This window comes from Megamonas sp. Calf98-2 (assembly GCF_900110235.1).
GTDB lineage: Bacteria > Bacillota > Negativicutes > Selenomonadales > Selenomonadaceae > Megamonas > Megamonas funiformis.
Map to the genome: position 1 here is coordinate 44,737 of NZ_FOCY01000002.1, position 17,332 is coordinate 62,068.

Annotated in this window: 20 protein-coding genes; 6 read left to right on the top strand and 14 right to left on the bottom strand. The window is 29.6% G+C overall.

The window, feature by feature from the left end; all coding sequences use genetic code 11:
- Nucleotides 1-184: 184 nt before the first annotated feature.
- Nucleotides 185-829 (top strand): lactate utilization protein, encoded by a 645-nt coding sequence (locus BMX03_RS00865; RefSeq protein ID WP_091693239.1) that lies wholly within the window; start codon nt 185-187, stop codon nt 827-829.
- A 32-nt stretch (nt 830-861) separates the two neighbouring features.
- Here the strand turns inward: BMX03_RS00865 and BMX03_RS00870 are convergent, their stop codons facing one another.
- Genes BMX03_RS00870 through BMX03_RS00880 form a run of 3 tightly spaced genes read right to left on the bottom strand, consistent with a single transcriptional unit; the run spans nt 862 to nt 3,139 of the window.
- Nucleotides 862-1,728 carry a DMT family transporter gene (locus tag BMX03_RS00870; RefSeq protein ID WP_075555453.1) on the bottom strand — a complete coding sequence of 289 codons (867 nt, stop codon included), beginning with the start codon at nt 1,726-1,728 and terminating at the stop codon, nt 862-864.
- Between the two features lie 14 nt (nt 1,729-1,742).
- Nucleotides 1,743-2,858, bottom strand: coding sequence for a relaxase/mobilization nuclease domain-containing protein (locus tag BMX03_RS00875; protein ID WP_091693243.1), 1,116 nt, complete (start codon nt 2,856-2,858; stop codon nt 1,743-1,745).
- The gene (locus tag BMX03_RS00880) at nt 2,810-3,139 is read right to left on the bottom strand and encodes a plasmid mobilization protein (RefSeq protein WP_022227656.1); all 330 of its coding nucleotides are present in this window, start codon (nt 3,137-3,139) and stop codon (nt 2,810-2,812) included. Before BMX03_RS00880 ends, BMX03_RS00875 begins: the two co-directional genes overlap by 49 nt.
- Before the next feature lie 196 nt (nt 3,140-3,335).
- Here BMX03_RS00880 and BMX03_RS00885 point away from each other — a divergent pair, with 196 nt between their 5' ends.
- The 4 genes from BMX03_RS00885 (at nt 3,336) to BMX03_RS00900 (ending at nt 6,781) form a co-directional block, all read left to right on the top strand.
- The gene (locus tag BMX03_RS00885; RefSeq protein ID WP_075554551.1) at nt 3,336-4,253 is read left to right on the top strand and encodes an NAD(P)/FAD-dependent oxidoreductase; all 918 of its coding nucleotides are present in this window, start codon (nt 3,336-3,338) and stop codon (nt 4,251-4,253) included.
- A gap of 141 nt (nt 4,254-4,394) precedes the next feature.
- On the top strand, nt 4,395-5,081 hold the full coding sequence (gene thyX, locus BMX03_RS00890; RefSeq protein WP_026296914.1) for an FAD-dependent thymidylate synthase: 687 nt from the start codon (nt 4,395-4,397) through the stop codon (nt 5,079-5,081).
- 31 nt (nt 5,082-5,112) lie between these two features.
- A complete protein-coding gene (rlmB, locus tag BMX03_RS00895) occupies nt 5,113-5,967 on the top strand; it encodes a 23S rRNA (guanosine(2251)-2'-O)-methyltransferase RlmB (RefSeq protein WP_008538099.1) in 855 nt (284 codons plus the stop codon).
- A gap of 55 nt (nt 5,968-6,022) precedes the next feature.
- Nucleotides 6,023-6,781, top strand: a complete 759-nt coding sequence (locus BMX03_RS00900; protein WP_022227658.1) for a DeoR/GlpR family DNA-binding transcription regulator — start codon at nt 6,023-6,025, stop codon at nt 6,779-6,781.
- 52 nt (nt 6,782-6,833) lie between these two features.
- Here the strand turns inward: BMX03_RS00900 and BMX03_RS00905 are convergent, their stop codons facing one another.
- Both BMX03_RS00905 and BMX03_RS00910 read right to left on the bottom strand, forming a co-directional pair.
- Nucleotides 6,834-8,780 carry an LTA synthase family protein gene (locus BMX03_RS00905; protein WP_091693246.1) on the bottom strand — a complete coding sequence of 649 codons (1,947 nt, stop codon included), beginning with the start codon at nt 8,778-8,780 and terminating at the stop codon, nt 6,834-6,836.
- A 24-nt stretch (nt 8,781-8,804) separates the two neighbouring features.
- Nucleotides 8,805-9,551 carry a copper homeostasis protein CutC gene (locus tag BMX03_RS00910; protein ID WP_022227871.1) on the bottom strand — a complete coding sequence of 249 codons (747 nt, stop codon included), beginning with the start codon at nt 9,549-9,551 and terminating at the stop codon, nt 8,805-8,807.
- A 113-nt stretch (nt 9,552-9,664) separates the two neighbouring features.
- On the opposite strand from BMX03_RS00910, the gene BMX03_RS00915 reads away from it, so the two are divergent.
- On the top strand, nt 9,665-10,069 hold the full coding sequence (locus tag BMX03_RS00915; RefSeq protein WP_091693248.1) for a C-GCAxxG-C-C family protein: 405 nt from the start codon (nt 9,665-9,667) through the stop codon (nt 10,067-10,069).
- A gap of 40 nt (nt 10,070-10,109) precedes the next feature.
- Here BMX03_RS00915 and BMX03_RS00920 read toward each other — a convergent pair whose 3' ends face one another.
- From BMX03_RS00920 to BMX03_RS00960, 9 genes are all read right to left on the bottom strand, one after another.
- On the bottom strand, nt 10,110-10,985 hold the full coding sequence (locus BMX03_RS00920) for a DUF5131 family protein (RefSeq protein ID WP_022227872.1): 876 nt from the start codon (nt 10,983-10,985) through the stop codon (nt 10,110-10,112).
- A gap of 67 nt (nt 10,986-11,052) precedes the next feature.
- The gene (locus tag BMX03_RS00925) at nt 11,053-11,235 is read right to left on the bottom strand and encodes a hypothetical protein (protein WP_018999014.1); all 183 of its coding nucleotides are present in this window, start codon (nt 11,233-11,235) and stop codon (nt 11,053-11,055) included.
- Nucleotides 11,236-11,284: 49 nt separating this feature from the next.
- The gene (locus BMX03_RS00930; protein WP_255361382.1) at nt 11,285-12,991 is read right to left on the bottom strand and encodes a DUF262 domain-containing protein; all 1,707 of its coding nucleotides are present in this window, start codon (nt 12,989-12,991) and stop codon (nt 11,285-11,287) included.
- A gap of 165 nt (nt 12,992-13,156) precedes the next feature.
- Entirely contained in the window at nt 13,157-13,609 is a 453-nt protein-coding gene (locus BMX03_RS00935; RefSeq protein ID WP_018999012.1) for an N-acetyltransferase, read from the bottom strand.
- 26 nt (nt 13,610-13,635) lie between these two features.
- On the bottom strand, nt 13,636-14,274 hold the full coding sequence (gene nth, locus BMX03_RS00940) for an endonuclease III (RefSeq protein WP_008538108.1): 639 nt from the start codon (nt 14,272-14,274) through the stop codon (nt 13,636-13,638).
- A gap of 93 nt (nt 14,275-14,367) precedes the next feature.
- A complete protein-coding gene (locus BMX03_RS00945; protein ID WP_091693253.1) occupies nt 14,368-15,213 on the bottom strand; it encodes a metal ABC transporter permease in 846 nt (281 codons plus the stop codon).
- Nucleotides 15,213-15,998 carry a metal ABC transporter ATP-binding protein gene (locus BMX03_RS00950; RefSeq protein ID WP_022227875.1) on the bottom strand — a complete coding sequence of 262 codons (786 nt, stop codon included), beginning with the start codon at nt 15,996-15,998 and terminating at the stop codon, nt 15,213-15,215. Before BMX03_RS00950 ends, BMX03_RS00945 begins: the two co-directional genes overlap by 1 nt.
- A gap of 90 nt (nt 15,999-16,088) precedes the next feature.
- On the bottom strand, nt 16,089-16,250 hold the full coding sequence (gene rd / locus BMX03_RS00955) for a rubredoxin (protein WP_008538112.1): 162 nt from the start codon (nt 16,248-16,250) through the stop codon (nt 16,089-16,091).
- A 154-nt stretch (nt 16,251-16,404) separates the two neighbouring features.
- A complete protein-coding gene (locus BMX03_RS00960) occupies nt 16,405-17,268 on the bottom strand; it encodes a PHP domain-containing protein (RefSeq protein WP_022227876.1) in 864 nt (287 codons plus the stop codon).
- Between the last annotated feature and the right edge of the window lie 64 nt (nt 17,269-17,332).

A 17,332-nucleotide genomic window follows, 5' to 3' on the forward strand; every position in this document is an offset into this window, starting at 1 on the left:
TCCGCAATCTATTACTAATAAACTTTATTATTAATATTTATATATTTAATATAATATAGATTTAAATCTCTTTTGTAAATATCAATTTAATTAAGTACTTATTTTTCTTCATTATTATATATCCTTGATAAAGAAATTTTATATTATAATATAAGTAAATACTATTTATATTGGAGATGATTTTATGGCTAGAAATTTACCTCAACAATTGCGTTATGACAAACTAGGCCCTAATGTAGTAAAAGCTCTAACTAAACGTCATTTTGAAGCTTATTACTGTAGCACCAAAGAAGAAGCTTTAGCCCAAGCAATTAAATTAATCCCTAAAAAAGATGTTGTTTCATGGGGAGGCTCTATTTCTATTGATGAAATTAATTTATTATCCTATGTAAAAGAACATTATCAAGTAATTGACCGCGATAGTGCCAAATCACCAGAAGAACGACTTGACCTCATGCGTAAAGCTCTACTTTGTGATACTTTCCTTATGAGCTCTAATGCTATCAGTGAAGATGCTCAATTAGTAAATATCGACGGTAACGGCAATCGTGTTGCTGCCATGATTTATGGACCTAAAAATGTAATTATAATTGCCGGTATGAATAAAGTAGTAAAAACTCTAGATGATGCTTATGCTCGTGCTAGAAATATAGCTGCTCCTAGCGTTGTGCAACGTTTTCCTAATGCTAAAACACCATGTAATCAAACTGGTTCTTGTCATGATTGCTTATATAGTGATAGTTGCTGTGCTTATATAGTTACTACTCGTATTTGTCGTCCAGAAAAAAAAATAAAAGTTATCCTAGTAGGCGAAAATCTAGGCTTATAATAAAAAGCTCTCAGAATATCTGAGAGCTTTCTTCATCTTTGTGATATGACTAAGCCAACAATAGCCAATATCATACCTATTAATTTATATAAAGTTATTGGCTCATTTAATACTAAATAAGCAGTAATTACTGTTACCACTGGGCTAGCATATATATATACTGTAGTCTTTACCACACCTAAATACTTCGTAGCGAAATTCCATGTCAAAAAACAAATTGCTGAAGCACCAATTCCTAAATACAACATATTTGCTAAATTTACTGGTTCCAATAAATAAATTAAGTCAATATTAAAACCCATAAAAATAACTGGTGGTATCATTAAAATTACGCCATAAAGAAAAATTTCTCTTGTGATAACTATCATATCATAGCCAAATGCACAAATTTTCTTTAATACTACAGCATAAACAGCCCATAAAACAGCAGCTCCTAAAGCTAAGATATCGCCTTTATGATTGATATTCAAACTACTTTCTTCTAAGGCAATAAATACTATACCTATCATTGAAATTATAAATCCTACAATAAAAGGCCCTGTTATTGCATGTTTTCGCAATGTAAAACTAGCTAAAATAGCAGCAAAAAAAGGAGCTGTTGATGAAATAATTCCAACATTTGAAGCATATGTATATGTCAATGCAATATTTTCCATCAAATAATATAAAGTAATTCCTGATAATGCTGCCACTACCAAATATAAACGATGTTCTTCATGCCTTAACTTCAAAGGTTCTGGTCTGATTATATATAAAATACTAAGACCGATTACAAACCTTGTTAATAATATTTCAATTGGCGAAAAATCTACTAATAATATTTTAGTGGATATAAATGTTGTTCCCCAACAGATGATTGTAAATAGTGCCAATAAATGACCTTTCATTGCTACTCCCATTAGTAAAGCCCCTTTTACATTAAATTTTGTTCTATATATTTCAAACAATACGCTTTATTTTCTAAAATTTTATAAATAGTATTATCGTATAAATACCTATCATGTTCTTGATTATAAAAAGCTTTACCTGTTTGAGTTTCTTTTATTAACCAACCTTGTTTTTCCATAAATATATAAAACTCTATTTTAGTTTTTATATTTAATTTATTTATATTATCAATTATTTTTATTAAATTCTCTATCAAATTATAAAATCCTTGTTTTTTTTCGGATAAATATATTTTTTTATCTAAATCATATTGAAGAGTTTTTCCCCATATCATTTCAATATTACTACGTAGAATTTTATCATCATGAAAAGTTTTAGCTAAAGTTTTATCACTAACTTTTCTATTTTCATCAATATAATTAAAGATAAAATCTTTCTTTAAACGTTCATGCTCCAGTTTTATGCCAACTTTTAATAATTCCTGCTCAAAATATTTAAAGTCTTTATTTCTACTTTTATTTAAAATATCTATTATTTTATCATAAACTGTTTTCTGCCACGTTAAATCTCTAAATTGTTCTCTTAAAAAGCTATATTTTTTACGCATATTATATTCATGATTTTTATTTTGAGCAAATATATCTCTTTCAATAACTGATAAATTATATTTTCTACATAATTCATCAGAACTATATTTTAATTTTTCTAAAGTTTTATTGGCATGTATTTCTATTGTCTTTCCTGTTATAGCATTTACTGAATTGATGATAAAGTGATTATGTATATGTTTTGTATCTAGGTGTGTACATATACATACTTCAAAACCATTTTGAGCAAAATTTTGCATTGCCCATTTTTTTCCTATTTCATGGGCTTTTTCTGGAGTTATTTCATTTGGCTTAAATGATTGCTGAAAATGTTTATACATTTCACTATTTTTATTATCTACTGCTTTTCGATATAGCTCTTTTGTTGCTATCATTGTATCATATATATTTTTTAATGAACCCCAACAATTCAATGGAGTTATTAATTTTTTCCCTGTTATTGTGGTTATTTTTTCTTCATTAGCAATATAATTTAGAGCTGATTTTAGACTCGCTTTTGTTTTTCCTGCTTTAACGACTTTAATAATTGCCAAAATTCATCACATCCTTGCTGGATTTCTTGTAGTAGTTTTTCTGTATTTTCATCTTTTGTTTCTATTTTATTAGATAATTCGTTTACTTTATTTCCTAGGTATTTTATTTGCGATATTGTTTGTTCTAGGTTGGGTATTATGTATATTGGGTTGTTGTTTATGCTGTCTATTATTAGCTGAGTTTTTGATATTTGTGTTTGTTCTAATTTTTGTTTTATTAGTTCATTTTGTTCTGGGGTTAATCTTATATTTAATTGTAGGCGAGGAGATTTTTTTTTCATTTTTTATTCCTTTCTTTCATCTAGACATTTGCTAAGCTTGCTTATTTACTTCTATCTCTTCCTTTTACTATATATTATTGTTCTTTTTTCTGCAATATTTTTGTAGACATTTTGTTGTTTTTTATATTATAATTTAATTAATGGATAATAATTATTATTTTATAAGAAATATTGATTTTGTATTGTAGGTGATTTTATGTTAGATACTGTTATTATTGGCAGTGGTCCTGCTGGTCTTGCTGCTGCTATATATGCTTCTCGTGCGGCTTTGAATTATGTTGTTTTGGAAAAGGCTGGTTATAGTGGTGGTCAGATTGTTACTACTAATGATTTAGATAATTATCCTGGTATGCCTAATATTGATGGGGCTTCTTTTTCTATGGCACTTCAAGAACATGCTGAAAAATTAGGTGCTGAAATTAAAGAAGCAACTGTAACTGCTATTAAACAAAATGAGGATAATTCATATACTGTAGAAATCGAAGGTCAAGAACCTATTTTAACTAAATCTGTCGTTTTGGCTACTGGTGCTAATCCTCGCACTTTGAATGTTCCTGGAGAACAACAATATTTAAGTCGTGGTGTTTATTATTGTGCTACTTGTGATGGTGCTTTTTATCGCAATAAAACAACTGCTGTTATCGGTGGCGGAAATACTGCTCTTGAAGATGTTTTATTCCTTGCCAAAATCTGTGAAAAAGTTTATTTAATCCATCGTCGTGATGAATTGCGTGGAGATAAACATTCCCAAGAGAAAATTTTTGCTATGCCAAATGTAGAATTTGTAAAATCTGCTTTGCCAAAATCTATCAAAGGGGATAAAAAAGTTTCTGCTATTGAAATCGAATATAAAAAGACTGGCGAAATTGTAGATATTCCTGTAGATGGAATTTTCGTAGCAGTGGGCATGATACCTAATAATCAATTAGTACCTGATTTTGTCAATACTGATGATGCTGGTTATGTCATTGCTGATGAAACAGGTAAAACAAATGCTAAAGGATTTTTTGTGGCTGGTGATTTACGTACAAAAGATTTACGTCAAGTTTTAACTGCTGCTTCTGATGGTGCCAATGCTATTAAATCTGTAACAGATTATTTAAACGGAATTTAATTCTATACTCAAAGAGCAATACTAATTGTTAAATGTAAATTATTAGTATTGCTCTTTTTTTACTGCATTTTACTTGTGAAAATTTTTAAAACTAGTTATAATTAATTTACTTAATTTATATTAGGAGAGTGCTTTACTTTGATTAAAGTTAAACTTATGAAATATACTGCTGAACCAGAGCGTACTGTAGCTATGGCAGCTCGTCTTTGTTATTCTCCTGCTGGTGCAGAGGAATTATCCGAAAAAATGACTGATGAACAAGTTACTAAACTTGTAGAAAAAATTATCAGCATGGGTCATGCTTCCACTATGGAACATGTTACTTTTACATTTGCTATTGAAGGTATTTCTCGCGTGCTCACTCATCAATTAGTGCGCCATCGTATTGCTTCTTATTCTCAACAATCTCAGCGTTATGTAAGTGAACATGATTTTGAATATATTTTACCGCCATCAATCGCTGAAAATGATGAAGCTAAGGCAAAATTTGAAAATCTAATGCATACAATTCGCCAAACTTATGATGAATTAGTAGCTATGGATGTTCCTAAAGAAGATGCTCGTTATGTTTTAGCTAATGCTACAGAAACAAAAGTTTTAGCAACATTTAATGCTCGTTCTCTTCTCAATTTCTTCTCTCTTCGTTGCTGTAATCGTGCTCAATGGGAAATTCGTCAAATGGCATATTTAATGCTTGCTGAAGTTAAAAAAGTAGCTCCACTTTTATTCAAAAATGCAGGTGCAACTTGTGTTCGCACTGGTCGTTGCCCTGAAGGTGCTATGACTTGTGGTAAATTTAAAGAAATGCTTAAATTACGTGAAGAATAATTTATAAAATATTAATAAAAAGGAGATTATCATGCGTCCAACAAAAAATAAACCTAAAAAAGATAAAAAAAATAAATTTGTAGTAAGTCCTCGTCCGAAGAAAAAAATAAATGATACAAAACAAATTAAACCTAAAAAAGTAGAAATCAGTGAAGATATCTTACTTGGTCGCAATGCTGTTCGCGAAGCTTTAAAAAGTGGTCGTTCTATCAATCGCATCTTAATTGCAGATAGCGCACATGGTGGTTCTATGCCTGAAATCATGACACTTGCTAGAGAACGCCGTATCATTGTACAAAATGTAAATACTGAAAAACTTGACCAAATCTGTGGCGGTCAACGTCATCAAGGTATTGCAGCTTATGCAGCTCCCGTTGATTATGTAGAACTTGACGATATTTTAAATCTTGCTAAAGAACGCAATGAAGATCCATTCATCATCTTATTAGATGAATTAGAAGACCCTCACAATCTCGGTGCAATCTTACGTACTGCTGACGCTGTTGGTGCTCATGGTATTTTAATTCCTAAACATCGCAGTTGCCCATTATCTTCTATCGTAGCTAAAACTTCTGCTGGAGCTTTAGAATATGTTCCTGTAGCTCGCATTGGTAATGTAGTACAAACTTTAGAAGAATTAAAACAAAAAGGTCTTTGGGTAGCTGGAGCAGATATGGACGGTACAGAAAATTATTATGATGCTAATATGACAGGCCCTCTCGTTTTAGTTATTGGCAGTGAAGGTCGTGGTGTTAGCCGTCTTACAAAAAATGCTTGCGATTTCATCGTCAAAATCCCAATGCGTGGCAAAGTAAACTCTTTAAATGCTTCCAATGCTGCTGCTATCTTAGCTTATGAAGTCTTAAAACAACGTACTTTAAAATAATTTATTTATATTTATTTGAGCAAAATCTTATTTTATCTTAAGTGGTGATTATTTCATGCTTTATAATGAACGTGTAGAATTAATCTTGCAACAAGTACAATTACAAGCTATTGTAAAAATCAATGATTTAAAAGATTTATTAAATGTTTCTGTTGATACTGTTCGCCGTGATTTAAAAACTATGGAACAAAGTGGTCTAATAAAATGTATACGTGGCGGTGCTTGTTTACCTGATTCATTGCCGTCTTTATCCAATTTTACCGGTAGGGAAGTTCTCAATATAAAATTAAAGCGAGAAGCTGCAAGAAAAGCATTAGCTTATATTAAACCCAATGCAATCATTGCTTTAAATTCCGGAACAACTAATACTATATTAGCCCAAGAATTAGTTTTTAAAAAAGATAATATCACTGTCATTACTAATAATTTAGCAGCCATTAATATTTTAATTCAAAATCCAGCAATAAAAATTGTTTCTATTGGCGGAATTATTGATTCTCAAGAAAAATCAACTTATGGTACTACTTGCGAACAAGAATTTGGTCAATATTTTCCTGATATTGCCTTTTTATCTATTAATGCTATAAATTATAAAGATGGCTTCACCGATTTTCGCATGTCTGAAATAGGTATTATTAAATTATTATCTCAACGTTCAGAAAAAGTAATTGCCATAATGGATTCTAGTAAGATTGGCAAACGTTCAAAACAAAAAGTATTAAATTTAGATAATGTTGATTTATTATTAACAGATGATAATATTTCACCAATATTAAAAGAAAAATATAAAAATAAAGGTCTTCTCATTGAATAAAAATAGCCATTTCCCTTATCTCTCATTTAGAAATTTGGAAAATGGCTATTTTTTATGGAATTAAATTACCTTTTATACTTCTCCACCATGAAATTGTTCTATATGCTTCTAAAGTTTTTTCTACTTCTATTGGTTCATTTCCATCTAATTTACCTATATCTACAGTATTAAGCCAAACACTATCATTAAAGCCTACATTTGCTCCTCTTGTTAATGATTTACCTAAACTATAGTATTCAAAACCTTGTGGCGCTATCAATTCAAATATAGTTGCCCCAATATTAATATGACCGCCAGCCACTTCATCTGATAATATATTCTTTGTAATACCATCACCATAAATGATACATGGTACAGTATATCTATTAAATAATGTTGGTTTTGCTTCTATATTTGTTCTATCAGCATGGTCACCAGTAATCACAAATAGATTTTCTTTAGGATATGTTGTTTCAATATCTTCAACAAAATTGCCAATCACTTTATCTGTATACCAATAATGACCTAATTTATTCAATAAATCTTCATTATTTTGTACATCTGCAGGTAATTTAGCTCGCACTTCTTCTTTTGGAAAACCTGCTTTTGCTAAATCTACGCTATAAGGCGCATGATTTGATACAGATAAAATCACATATACTGTAGGTTCATCATTTTGAGCTACTTCTTGCTTTAACTTATCAAAAATAAATTCGTCATCACAACCCCATACATTACCTGATGGATATTGATAATCTGAAGCACAATGGAATTCATCAAATCCTTGTGCCAAAGCAAAATCTTTTATTCTTTCCCAACCACTAAAACCAGCATACCAAAACTGTGTTTTATATCCTAATTTTTTTATCTGTGGTGCGAAAGATGTAGCATATACCTGCTTATATGATTCATATTGATGATTAGGATATATATTTACATCAGATAAACCACAAATAATAGCATTTACTGCCATAGGTGTAAATGCACCATTAGGCATAAAATTATGTGTATATGTTGCATTATCTTTTTGCATAATAGCTCGCACATTTTCGCCTAATTGCAGATTTGCATATTCATCTAATAATGGCCATTGAGCAAAACTTTCACCGATTATAATAAATATATGCTGTTTCTTATCAATTATATTACCATGAGCTTGATATACTAAATTACTATCAATTTGACTTAAGTCTTGTTTTTGCAGACGATAAGCATCACTATTTTTCGCTAAAAACTCTAAATTCTGAGCAATATTTTCCTTATGCACGCCATAAATCATGCCATTATCAATACGTTTTTTTATAGAATATCCTCGATAGATAGCCTGCATATCATCTAAAATTATCTCATTAAGAAAAGTATCCTTTGTCTTTGCACAGTTTTCCCAATGAATAGATTTTGCATAAGAAAAACTAGCACCAAAGCGTACAAATAAAGCAAAAACTAAGGTAAATACTATCGCTGATATTTTAAATACAAAACTTTTTTCAAATTTAAAAGATTTTTTTATCCACTGCCAAGCAAGATACTTTTTCAATATATATACAACCATAGCTGTAAATAAAATAATGATTACTGTACCTTCCAATAAATAATACTGCTCTATCATTGTATAAAATAAAGCTTTTACATCATCATTTACAGCATTAAATACCATTTCATTAAAATTAGTATGAAATTCCCTATAATAAAAATATTTTGCTACAAATAAAAAATTCAATATAAATAAAAATACTGCTGATAATCCTAATCTCAATTTATCTAAATGCTTATTTATCAACCAACCTATTAATGTAACAAAAATAAATGTAAATAGCATAAGTACGCCTGCCGTTTTTAAGCTAATTCTTGCCCCATAATAGATAGTCAACAAAATATCATTTAAATTTATATCACCAGCATAACTTTTCATCGTTATCAATGAAATTACACGTAATAAATTTAAATATAACCAAACAAAAATAAATAATTTGAAATCTCTCTTCAAATTATAATTAAAACTCTCCCATTTTAACTGCAAAATCATTCTCCTAACTTAAAAAAATTATTCATTAACAGCTTTAATTAAATTTTTCACTAAATTTTCATCTACATAATCATAACAAGCTTTATTTTCACCTTGAGCAAATGCATAATTCACAAAATCACCAAAAGTCGTTTTATCTTCTTGCCATGCCCTACAAGATGAATGTATCTGCTTTATTTTTGTATATTCTATTAAATCTTTTGCATTATCTTTATTAATACCACTACCTGCTAAAATCTCTATTTTTGCTCCTACTGTTTCTTGTAAACTTCTAATCAGTTCTTTGCCTTCTATAGCTGTTGCTTTCAATCCACTAGTTAATACTCTATTTACGTTTAATTTTATTAATTCATTTATCGCTGTTTTTTCATCTTTTACACAATCAAAGGCTCTATGAAATACTGCTGTCTTCTCATAGGAATGTACTATATTTACCATTTTTTGTGTACATTCTAAATCAATTGTTCTATCTTCAGTTAAAAAGCCAAAAGCTAATCCATCAGCACCACGCTCTAATAAAGCTTCTGCTTCGGCAAAAATCTGTTTTTTTTCTAAATCACTATAGCAAAAACCAGCACCTCTTGGCCTTACCATACAAATAACTTCTAAATCTGTATTTCTTTTAATCAATTCTAAAGTAGCTATACTTGGCGTAAGTCCTCCTAAATACAAAGCTGAATTTAATTCTATTCTTTTTGCTCCACCTCTATAAGCATTTATGGCATCTTCATAACTGCCACAACAAATTTCAATTATTCTATCCATTTTACGACCTCACTTCATTTTATATGCCTATTATATACTATTTTGCTAGTATTTAAAAATATATGTTATAATATAGTATTATATATCTTTAATAAAGGAGAAAAAATCATATTATGTTAAAAGACATAGCAGAAAAATATTACATACAAGGTTATAATTGTGCAGAAAGTCTTATTCGTGCAGGCAATGAATATTATAGTTTAAATCTTGATGAAAATGCTCTAAAGATGACAGGCGCATTTGGCGGTGGTTTTCATGTTGGTGATGTATGTGGAGCTTTAAGTGGTTCAGCATGTGTTATCTCAAGTAAATATATTGAAACAAGAGCTCATGAAACTACTCACTTAAAGCCTATAATGTTAAACTTAGTTAGAGCATTTCAAAATCATTTTTCTTCAAGACTTTGCTGTCAAATTAAAGCAAAACATTATTCTCAAGAAGTACATTGTTTAAATACAGTAAAAGCTACAGCTGAAATTCTTGAACAAGTTTTAACTGAATACGAAAAAAGTCATTAATTTAAAACCTAATCTCTAATTATTCTAGAGATTAGGTTTTTTATTTACAATCTTGCTTGCACTCACTACAACCATTACAGATAAGTTTACTAGCACATTCATTACATTTTAGTTTGAAACTTCTTTTATACAGCTTTTCCTTGTCTAATAATCTCCCAAATTGGTCATATAATTTAAATACTATTTCTTTACCTTGATAATTCATTTTAGATTTAAAAGCCATCTTACTTTGTAATTCCTTTGAAGGCAAATTGTATATTTTTTTATCCTTCATAAAAACTGTTCCTGTTTCTATAAAACAAAATGTAATATTTGCTTTTACACATTCTTGTCGCAAGTTTTTCACCCAATCGAAATTACAAACTCTAGCACCATTATAATTTTCTCCGCCACAAATTACCTGTTCAATTTCTCCATCTTTTAAATATTTTTCTATACTTACATTTTCCAAAAATGGAGCAACAATTATCCCTTTATGTTTAAATGGCAAATTCAATAATATAGGTATCCTCTCATCTGCACGCTTTTGATTTTCACAAGTTACATGCAAAAACACATTTTCCCAACCATCGCCCCAATTTTTAGGTAAACATGCTCTTATTCTTTCTGCTCTTTTTGTTATCAATATAAATATAACATCACTTCTAGCTTTTATTATTCTCCATGCTTCTTCTCGCCACTCATCAGCTTCTTTTAAGAAAAAATCTGATGTCATACAAACCCTTATTTGTTCACCACTTTTTATCTTATATTCGCCTTGTCTATTTTTAGCTAATGGATAATAAAAATTTGCCTTTACTTTATAGATGTAGGCTCCACTATTACCTCTTATCTTATCTAGATAATACATATAACAATTTTTACAGCCTTCACTATATTTAAGACAGCCATGCCATGGATTCCATATGTCATGCATCATTTCACCTTCTAAAAATAATAAGCCCCAAAATCTAATAAATAAAAGTTTCTAGGGCTTATATATTCTATCTCTTCCTTAAATCTTTTCCACCACAAATAGGGCATTGTTCTTTTTTAAACAAAAAATAATATATAGCATAGATAAAAATCCAACTGCCACCAGTAATTACTGATAAAAATATAAATAAAAACCATGATGGTCTTTTCACTGGAGAAACCATTTGATTACAGTATGGACAATATTTCATAAAATCACCTCATTAATTTATTTAAATCAATATTTATCTTAACAATACTTCAAAACTCTGGATATTTCCATATTTTTAAAATTATATCCGTCAATATATTTGTTCTTCGTTGAATAGCTTTTTTATTCCATACATCACATTGAGCAATGCTTTCATTTAATTTTAAATGACTATGCTTAAATCCACTTTCACCATTTACTTTTTCCCCAAAAGATTTATTGCTCATTTCTGCATTATATCCCGTTATCGTCAAATTGCCCAAGCTATGCAAATACAAGCTATGCACCTCTTGCCAATCTTCGCCTAACATTTGTTGCCATGACAGATTATGTTCTATATTTTGAGGCATAATATGTTCTATTGTGTAATTTGCTGTATTTAAATCAATGGGCTCTTTATGATAATAATTTTCTAACGCTTCTAATAAATATTTACGCAAGCGAAAATGATATATATCCTTCGTTTGCAATTTTTCTCGAACTTCATAATCAGATGGAAATCGTTTATAACTTGATTTAAATACAAAAGCCTTGATAATACTATTTACATAATCTTCTTTATCCACAGCTTGATATAAAGTGGCAAAAGTTTTGCTAAGTGAATTTGTCGGTATTTCACAAATAGCTCTACGCCATAAATAACTTATCACTACTTGCAAAATCTTTTTAAAATCTTCTTTAATCAATATCTGACGACTATAATCATCATACAATTTCAATAAAAATGGATATACTACATGATTATCTAGTTTCTTAAATTCTTGCCAATATAGTTTAAGCTCATTATCATTTTCTTGCAATAAATCAATGCAAGCATAATATTTGGCATAAGTAAATAAATCCTTCAAAACTGCGAATTTCTCACAATTATTATCTAAATAATAACGCTTAAAATTCTCATATACATTATTTATCTTGCAAATATGACCTGTATCACTCTTTAAAATTAAAAAATCACGTATAAAATAATCAAATTTATTTACATCATTTTTATAAATATCTTCACCAAATAATTCTTCCATAGGTTTCCAATATGTTTTATACAATCTAGTTTGCTTTTCTGGAGTCAAATCCATCAATAAATAATTGCGCAACAAATCCGTCTGCGATAAATCTTTACCTGTGGAATTCATACTTTCAAAAATCATTTGAGGATTGTCGCTATCTTTATCCAAAGATATTGACACTAAACTCAATTTAAAAATACCTGCATAAATTTCATCAATTTGCCCATCTTGTTTTATAAAATCTTCTATATGTTCATAAAAAAATTCATAACATTTAATGATATTTGTAGCAGGCTTATTCACTGTAAATATCGTATTATCTATTAATTTTATATACGTTTCCTTATCTTGTACATTCAATAATAATTTGTATTTGTCTTCATCTATTTCATCGCTATTATATAAAAATTGATTTTTTATCTTTGCTAAATTGATGAGTTTAGTTTCTAAATTAAATTTCTGCACATAATCTTTTATTGCACATAATAAAATAGAAATTGTCGTCAAACGTTGTTGACCATCAATCAATAATAATTGTTGAGGTCGTCCCGCTGGTGTCCCCATATCAATATATACAATAGAGCCAATAAAATGATTTTGTTTTTCTTTAAATTTACTAGCACGTAAAATATCAAACCACAATTGTTCATATTGGCTTTTTTGCCAACTATAATTTCTTTGAAAGATAGGTACTATAAACTGACGAGATGTATTTAATAATTTATTTAAAGTTGTTTCTCCTGCTTGCAAAAAATCATCTCCTATATAAAAATCACCGAAAAATTTATATCTTAAATTTATATTATGTATCAATTTCAAATATCCATAATTTATAATTCAATTTTAGCTTAAACCTTGATTTTTATAAAGACAAAAAAATAAAGCTGACTCAATAGCCAGCTTTTATTTAATCTATCAAATATACATCTCCATGGCGATTTCGTCGCAATTTGGGAATTTGGGACAATCTATACAATCCTTCCAAACTTTTTGTGGCAAATCATCTTTTGTTACCACTTTAAATCCTAAACTGCCAAAAAATTTATCTTGATATGTCAATGTGAAAACTTTTCTTATACCTAAAGCTTTTCCTTCTTCAATGAGATGTTCCACGATATTTGCACCAATATGACGACGTAAAGCTTTTTTAGCTACTGCTAAAGTGCGAACTTCTGCCAATTCATCCCAAACTATATGCAGACCTCCCACACCTAGTATTTCACCATCTTCTTCAGCAACATACATATCTCTCAAAGTTTCATATAAAGTATTTCGAGAACGTGCTAACATTACTCCTTCTTGAGCATATAAATTTACTAAATTATATATTTCTTCAACATCGTTAAATGTAGCCTTGCGATAAATCATTAAAACATCTCCTCAATATAATTATATCAAGCTTGCAATAATGCAGAAGGGCAAATATCTTTAAGTGGACAATCACCACATAGAGGATTTCTTGCTCTACAAAGTTTACGACCATGCCAAATAAGCCAATGATGTGCATCTGACCATTTTTCCATCGGTATTGCCTTTTGCAATCCTTTTTCCACTTCATCAGGTGTATTACCTACAGCCAATTTCAAACGATTGGATACTCTAAATACATGTGTATCCACAGCTATAGCAGGACGATTAAACGCAATGCTTGAAACAACATTCGCCGTTTTTCTTCCCACACCTGGCAACTTTAATAATTCTTCGAATTGCTCAGGCACTTCACCATTATAATCACTACATAATTTATGACAAGTAGCTATTATATTCTTTGCCTTATTTCTAAATAATCCACAATCACGTATTTCTTCTTCTAAAGCAGTAACACCCATTTCCAAAATCTTTTCTGGAGTATTTGCCTTAGCAAATAAACGAGCTGTAGTTATATTCACGCGTTTATCCGTACATTGTGCTGACAATATAACTGCAATCAACAATTCAAAAGGATTATTAAAAATTAAAGCTGGCTTAGCATCTTTATACGTCGTTTCTAAAATCTCCAACATTTCATCTTTTATTTTTTTAGTTATTTTCATAAAAACCTCATTTTTATACATTAAAGTAAACTTGTAAACCTAAGTATATCACAATAAAAATATTAAATCTAGTAAAATTACAAACTAAATATATCAATTTTGAAAATATGGGCGTAAAAATAATGTAATGAAAAATATAATTGCCGCAAAAATAGCAATGGTTGCCCCAGTTGCAATATCAGCATAATAAGAAATCACAAGACCTAAAAGCCCTGCACAAATAGCAAAACAAATAGATAGAGCATGATATTGTCTAGCATTAACTGCTATATTTCTAGCCGCTGCCGCTGGCAAAATCAACAATGAATTTATAATCAACAATCCTACCCATTGAATACTTATAGAAACAACTACAGCTACAATAGCTGCAAAAATCATTTCAATATATAAAGTCTTAATACCTCTACTAGCAGCAAAACCATCATTTATACTAATTATCAAAATCTTATTGAACAAGAAACACCATGCAATCACAACGACAATAAAAGTTATGAATAAATATACAAGTTCATTAGCTGTAATGCTTAAAATATCACCAATAAAATATGAAGTATAATTACTAAAATTACCGCCATGCGACATCAAGATAAGACCTATTGCTATACCTGCCGAAGAAAATACACCAATAATTGTATCTGTTGAAGCACTACTGCGATGTTTAATATATGTGATTAGAGCCGCAAAAATTATCGAAAATATAATCAACGAAACAAGTGGCTCACCACTGCCTAATAGTACACCTACAGCAACACCTGTAAATGCTCCATGACCTAATGAATCAGAAAAAAATGCCATGCGATTGCTGACAACCATAGTGCTTAAAATTCCCAAAAGTGGTGTAATCATCAACACTGCCAAAAAAGCATTTTTCATAAATACATGATTTATCCAGGCAAAAGGCAAAATCACATCTAAACCATTATAAATAATATCTAACATTATTCTGCCTCCTCTTCTAATGGAGCTACAATATTACCAAATAACGCTTTTGTTTCTTTACGATTGAATACTTCTTGTGGTGTTCCTTTACAAATCACTTTTTTATTCAACAAAACAACTTGGTCAGCATATTGAGCTACAAGTGGTAAGTCATGTGATATCAAAACAATTGCCATATCTTCTTTTTCTCTAAGCTCAGATACAATCTCATAGAATAATTTCAAACCATTGTGGTCTACCCCAGATACTGGCTCATCTAACAATAATAAATCAGGCATTGGATTTAAAGCTAGAGATAATAATACACGTTGCATTTCACCGCCAGATAAAGCTCCTAATCTTCTATCAATCAAATGTTCAGCTTTTACCCTACACAAACTTTCCAAAACTTTTGGTCTTAATTTTTTCATACTACAAAGCCATACAGGATATTTTGATAAACATGCTGCAAAAAAATCCATTACACTAGTAGGCGAAGTACGGTCAAAACGCAAATACTGTGGTACATAACCTATAATGGGATTTCCTGTATGTTTTCCTTTAGCATCTACATAATGTAATTTCCCACTATGAGGTACTTGCCCTAAAATACATTTTAATAATGTAGATTTTCCTGCTCCATTTGGTCCGATTAAAGCTGTTAATTGTCCACAATGAATATGCATATTCACATCTGTAAATATTTCTGTATCTCCAGCATGAGCTGAAAAATTTTCTATTTTGGTACAACAAAGTTTATTACAATCTTCTGATGAAGCATTATGATGATATTTTCTTTTAAACAAAATTACACCTCACTAGATAAACTAAATAACGCAGTATACCAACTAAAAATTGGCAATACTGCGTTAATGTCTTAATTTTATAAAATTTAATTAAGCTTCTTCTTCAAATTGGTCTTTACCAACACCGCATAATGGGCATACAAAATCTTCTGGTAAATCTTCAAAAGCTACACCAGGAGCTAAATCATAATCTTGATCTCCAAGTTCTTCATCATAAACCCAACCGCATACAGTACAAACCCATTTTTTCATAATTAATAGCCTCCAATATATTTTATTTGTCTTAGCTTTTATATACTAAATTCATTTCATATTATATTTATATAATATAATTAATACTTCTCTTTGTCAACTATTAATATTAATTATTATCCACAAATAATTATATTTTAAATATCTATTAAAACTAACGCTTTATTAACTTACAAATATTTTGATAAAATTCATATGGTACATCTAAATTATTATTTGTACCACTGCCTAAATCTACAGATGGTCGATTAGCACCATGAAAATCAGTACCACCAGTTGGCACTAAACCATATTTTTCAATCAAATAATGAGCAAATTTTTCATCATCTTCACTATAATTTGGATAATATGCTTCCATACCATCTAAACCAATTTCATGTAAATACTTTATATTTGCTTCTTGTTCTTCTCTTGTATAATTTTTAAAACCTATCTTTTTATGAAAATGAGCTAAAGATGTAACAGCCCCAGCTTTTTTCATAGCTTGGATTGCATCTTCTGCCTTTGGATTTTCTGTTATCTTCAAATTCAAATTATTAAAAGCAGGGTCAATGTATCTATCCCATAAATACTGAATATCGCCGGCTTTCGATTTATCAGATACTAAATATCGCAAAATAGCATATTTATCTAATGCACCGCCAGCTATAAAAGGCTCTACTTTTTCTACTGAAATATCTAATCCTTGTTTTTGTAAATAATCAATAACAGATACTATAGAAGATTGTTTTTTCTGTCTTAATTCATGATAAAAATCTTTAAAAGCCTTACTTTCTTCATCAAAACCTAAAGCTACTACGTGGATTTGATGATTATTATAATTCAAGCTAAGTTCCATACCATGAATAAATTCCATATCATATTTTTTAGCAGCCTCATAGGCTTCTTTATTACCATATATAGTATCATGGTCAGTCAAGGCTATAGCCTTTAACCCTTTATCTTTAGCCAATTTTATCAATTGACTAGGAGTATACGTTCCATCAGACATTGTAGAATGTACATGCAAATCAATCACATTATTGTCCTCCCTTATATATTTTATTTACAAAAATTAATCATATTATTAATCTTACACTTAT

Coding starts and splice junctions, on each gene's coding strand:
- BMX03_RS00865 (WP_091693239.1), top strand. CDS start 185: ATGGCTAGAAATTTACCTCAACAATTGCGTTATGACAAACTAGGCCCT.
- BMX03_RS00870 (WP_075555453.1), bottom strand. CDS start 1,728: ATGGGAGTAGCAATGAAAGGTCATTTATTGGCACTATTTACAATCATC.
- BMX03_RS00880 (WP_022227656.1), bottom strand. CDS start 3,139: ATGAAAAAAAAATCTCCTCGCCTACAATTAAATATAAGATTAACCCCA.
- BMX03_RS00885 (WP_075554551.1), top strand. CDS start 3,336: ATGTTAGATACTGTTATTATTGGCAGTGGTCCTGCTGGTCTTGCTGCT.
- rlmB (WP_008538099.1), top strand. CDS start 5,113: ATGCGTCCAACAAAAAATAAACCTAAAAAAGATAAAAAAAATAAATTT.
- BMX03_RS00900 (WP_022227658.1), top strand. CDS start 6,023: ATGCTTTATAATGAACGTGTAGAATTAATCTTGCAACAAGTACAATTA.
- BMX03_RS00910 (WP_022227871.1), bottom strand. CDS start 9,551: ATGGATAGAATAATTGAAATTTGTTGTGGCAGTTATGAAGATGCCATA.
- BMX03_RS00915 (WP_091693248.1), top strand. CDS start 9,665: ATGTTAAAAGACATAGCAGAAAAATATTACATACAAGGTTATAATTGT.
- BMX03_RS00920 (WP_022227872.1), bottom strand. CDS start 10,985: ATGCATGACATATGGAATCCATGGCATGGCTGTCTTAAATATAGTGAA.
- BMX03_RS00925 (WP_018999014.1), bottom strand. CDS start 11,235: ATGAAATATTGTCCATACTGTAATCAAATGGTTTCTCCAGTGAAAAGA.
- BMX03_RS00935 (WP_018999012.1), bottom strand. CDS start 13,609: ATGATTTATCGCAAGGCTACATTTAACGATGTTGAAGAAATATATAAT.
- nth (WP_008538108.1), bottom strand. CDS start 14,274: ATGAAAATAACTAAAAAAATAAAAGATGAAATGTTGGAGATTTTAGAA.
- BMX03_RS00945 (WP_091693253.1), bottom strand. CDS start 15,213: ATGTTAGATATTATTTATAATGGTTTAGATGTGATTTTGCCTTTTGCC.
- rd (WP_008538112.1), bottom strand. CDS start 16,250: ATGAAAAAATGGGTTTGTACTGTATGCGGTTGGGTTTATGATGAAGAA.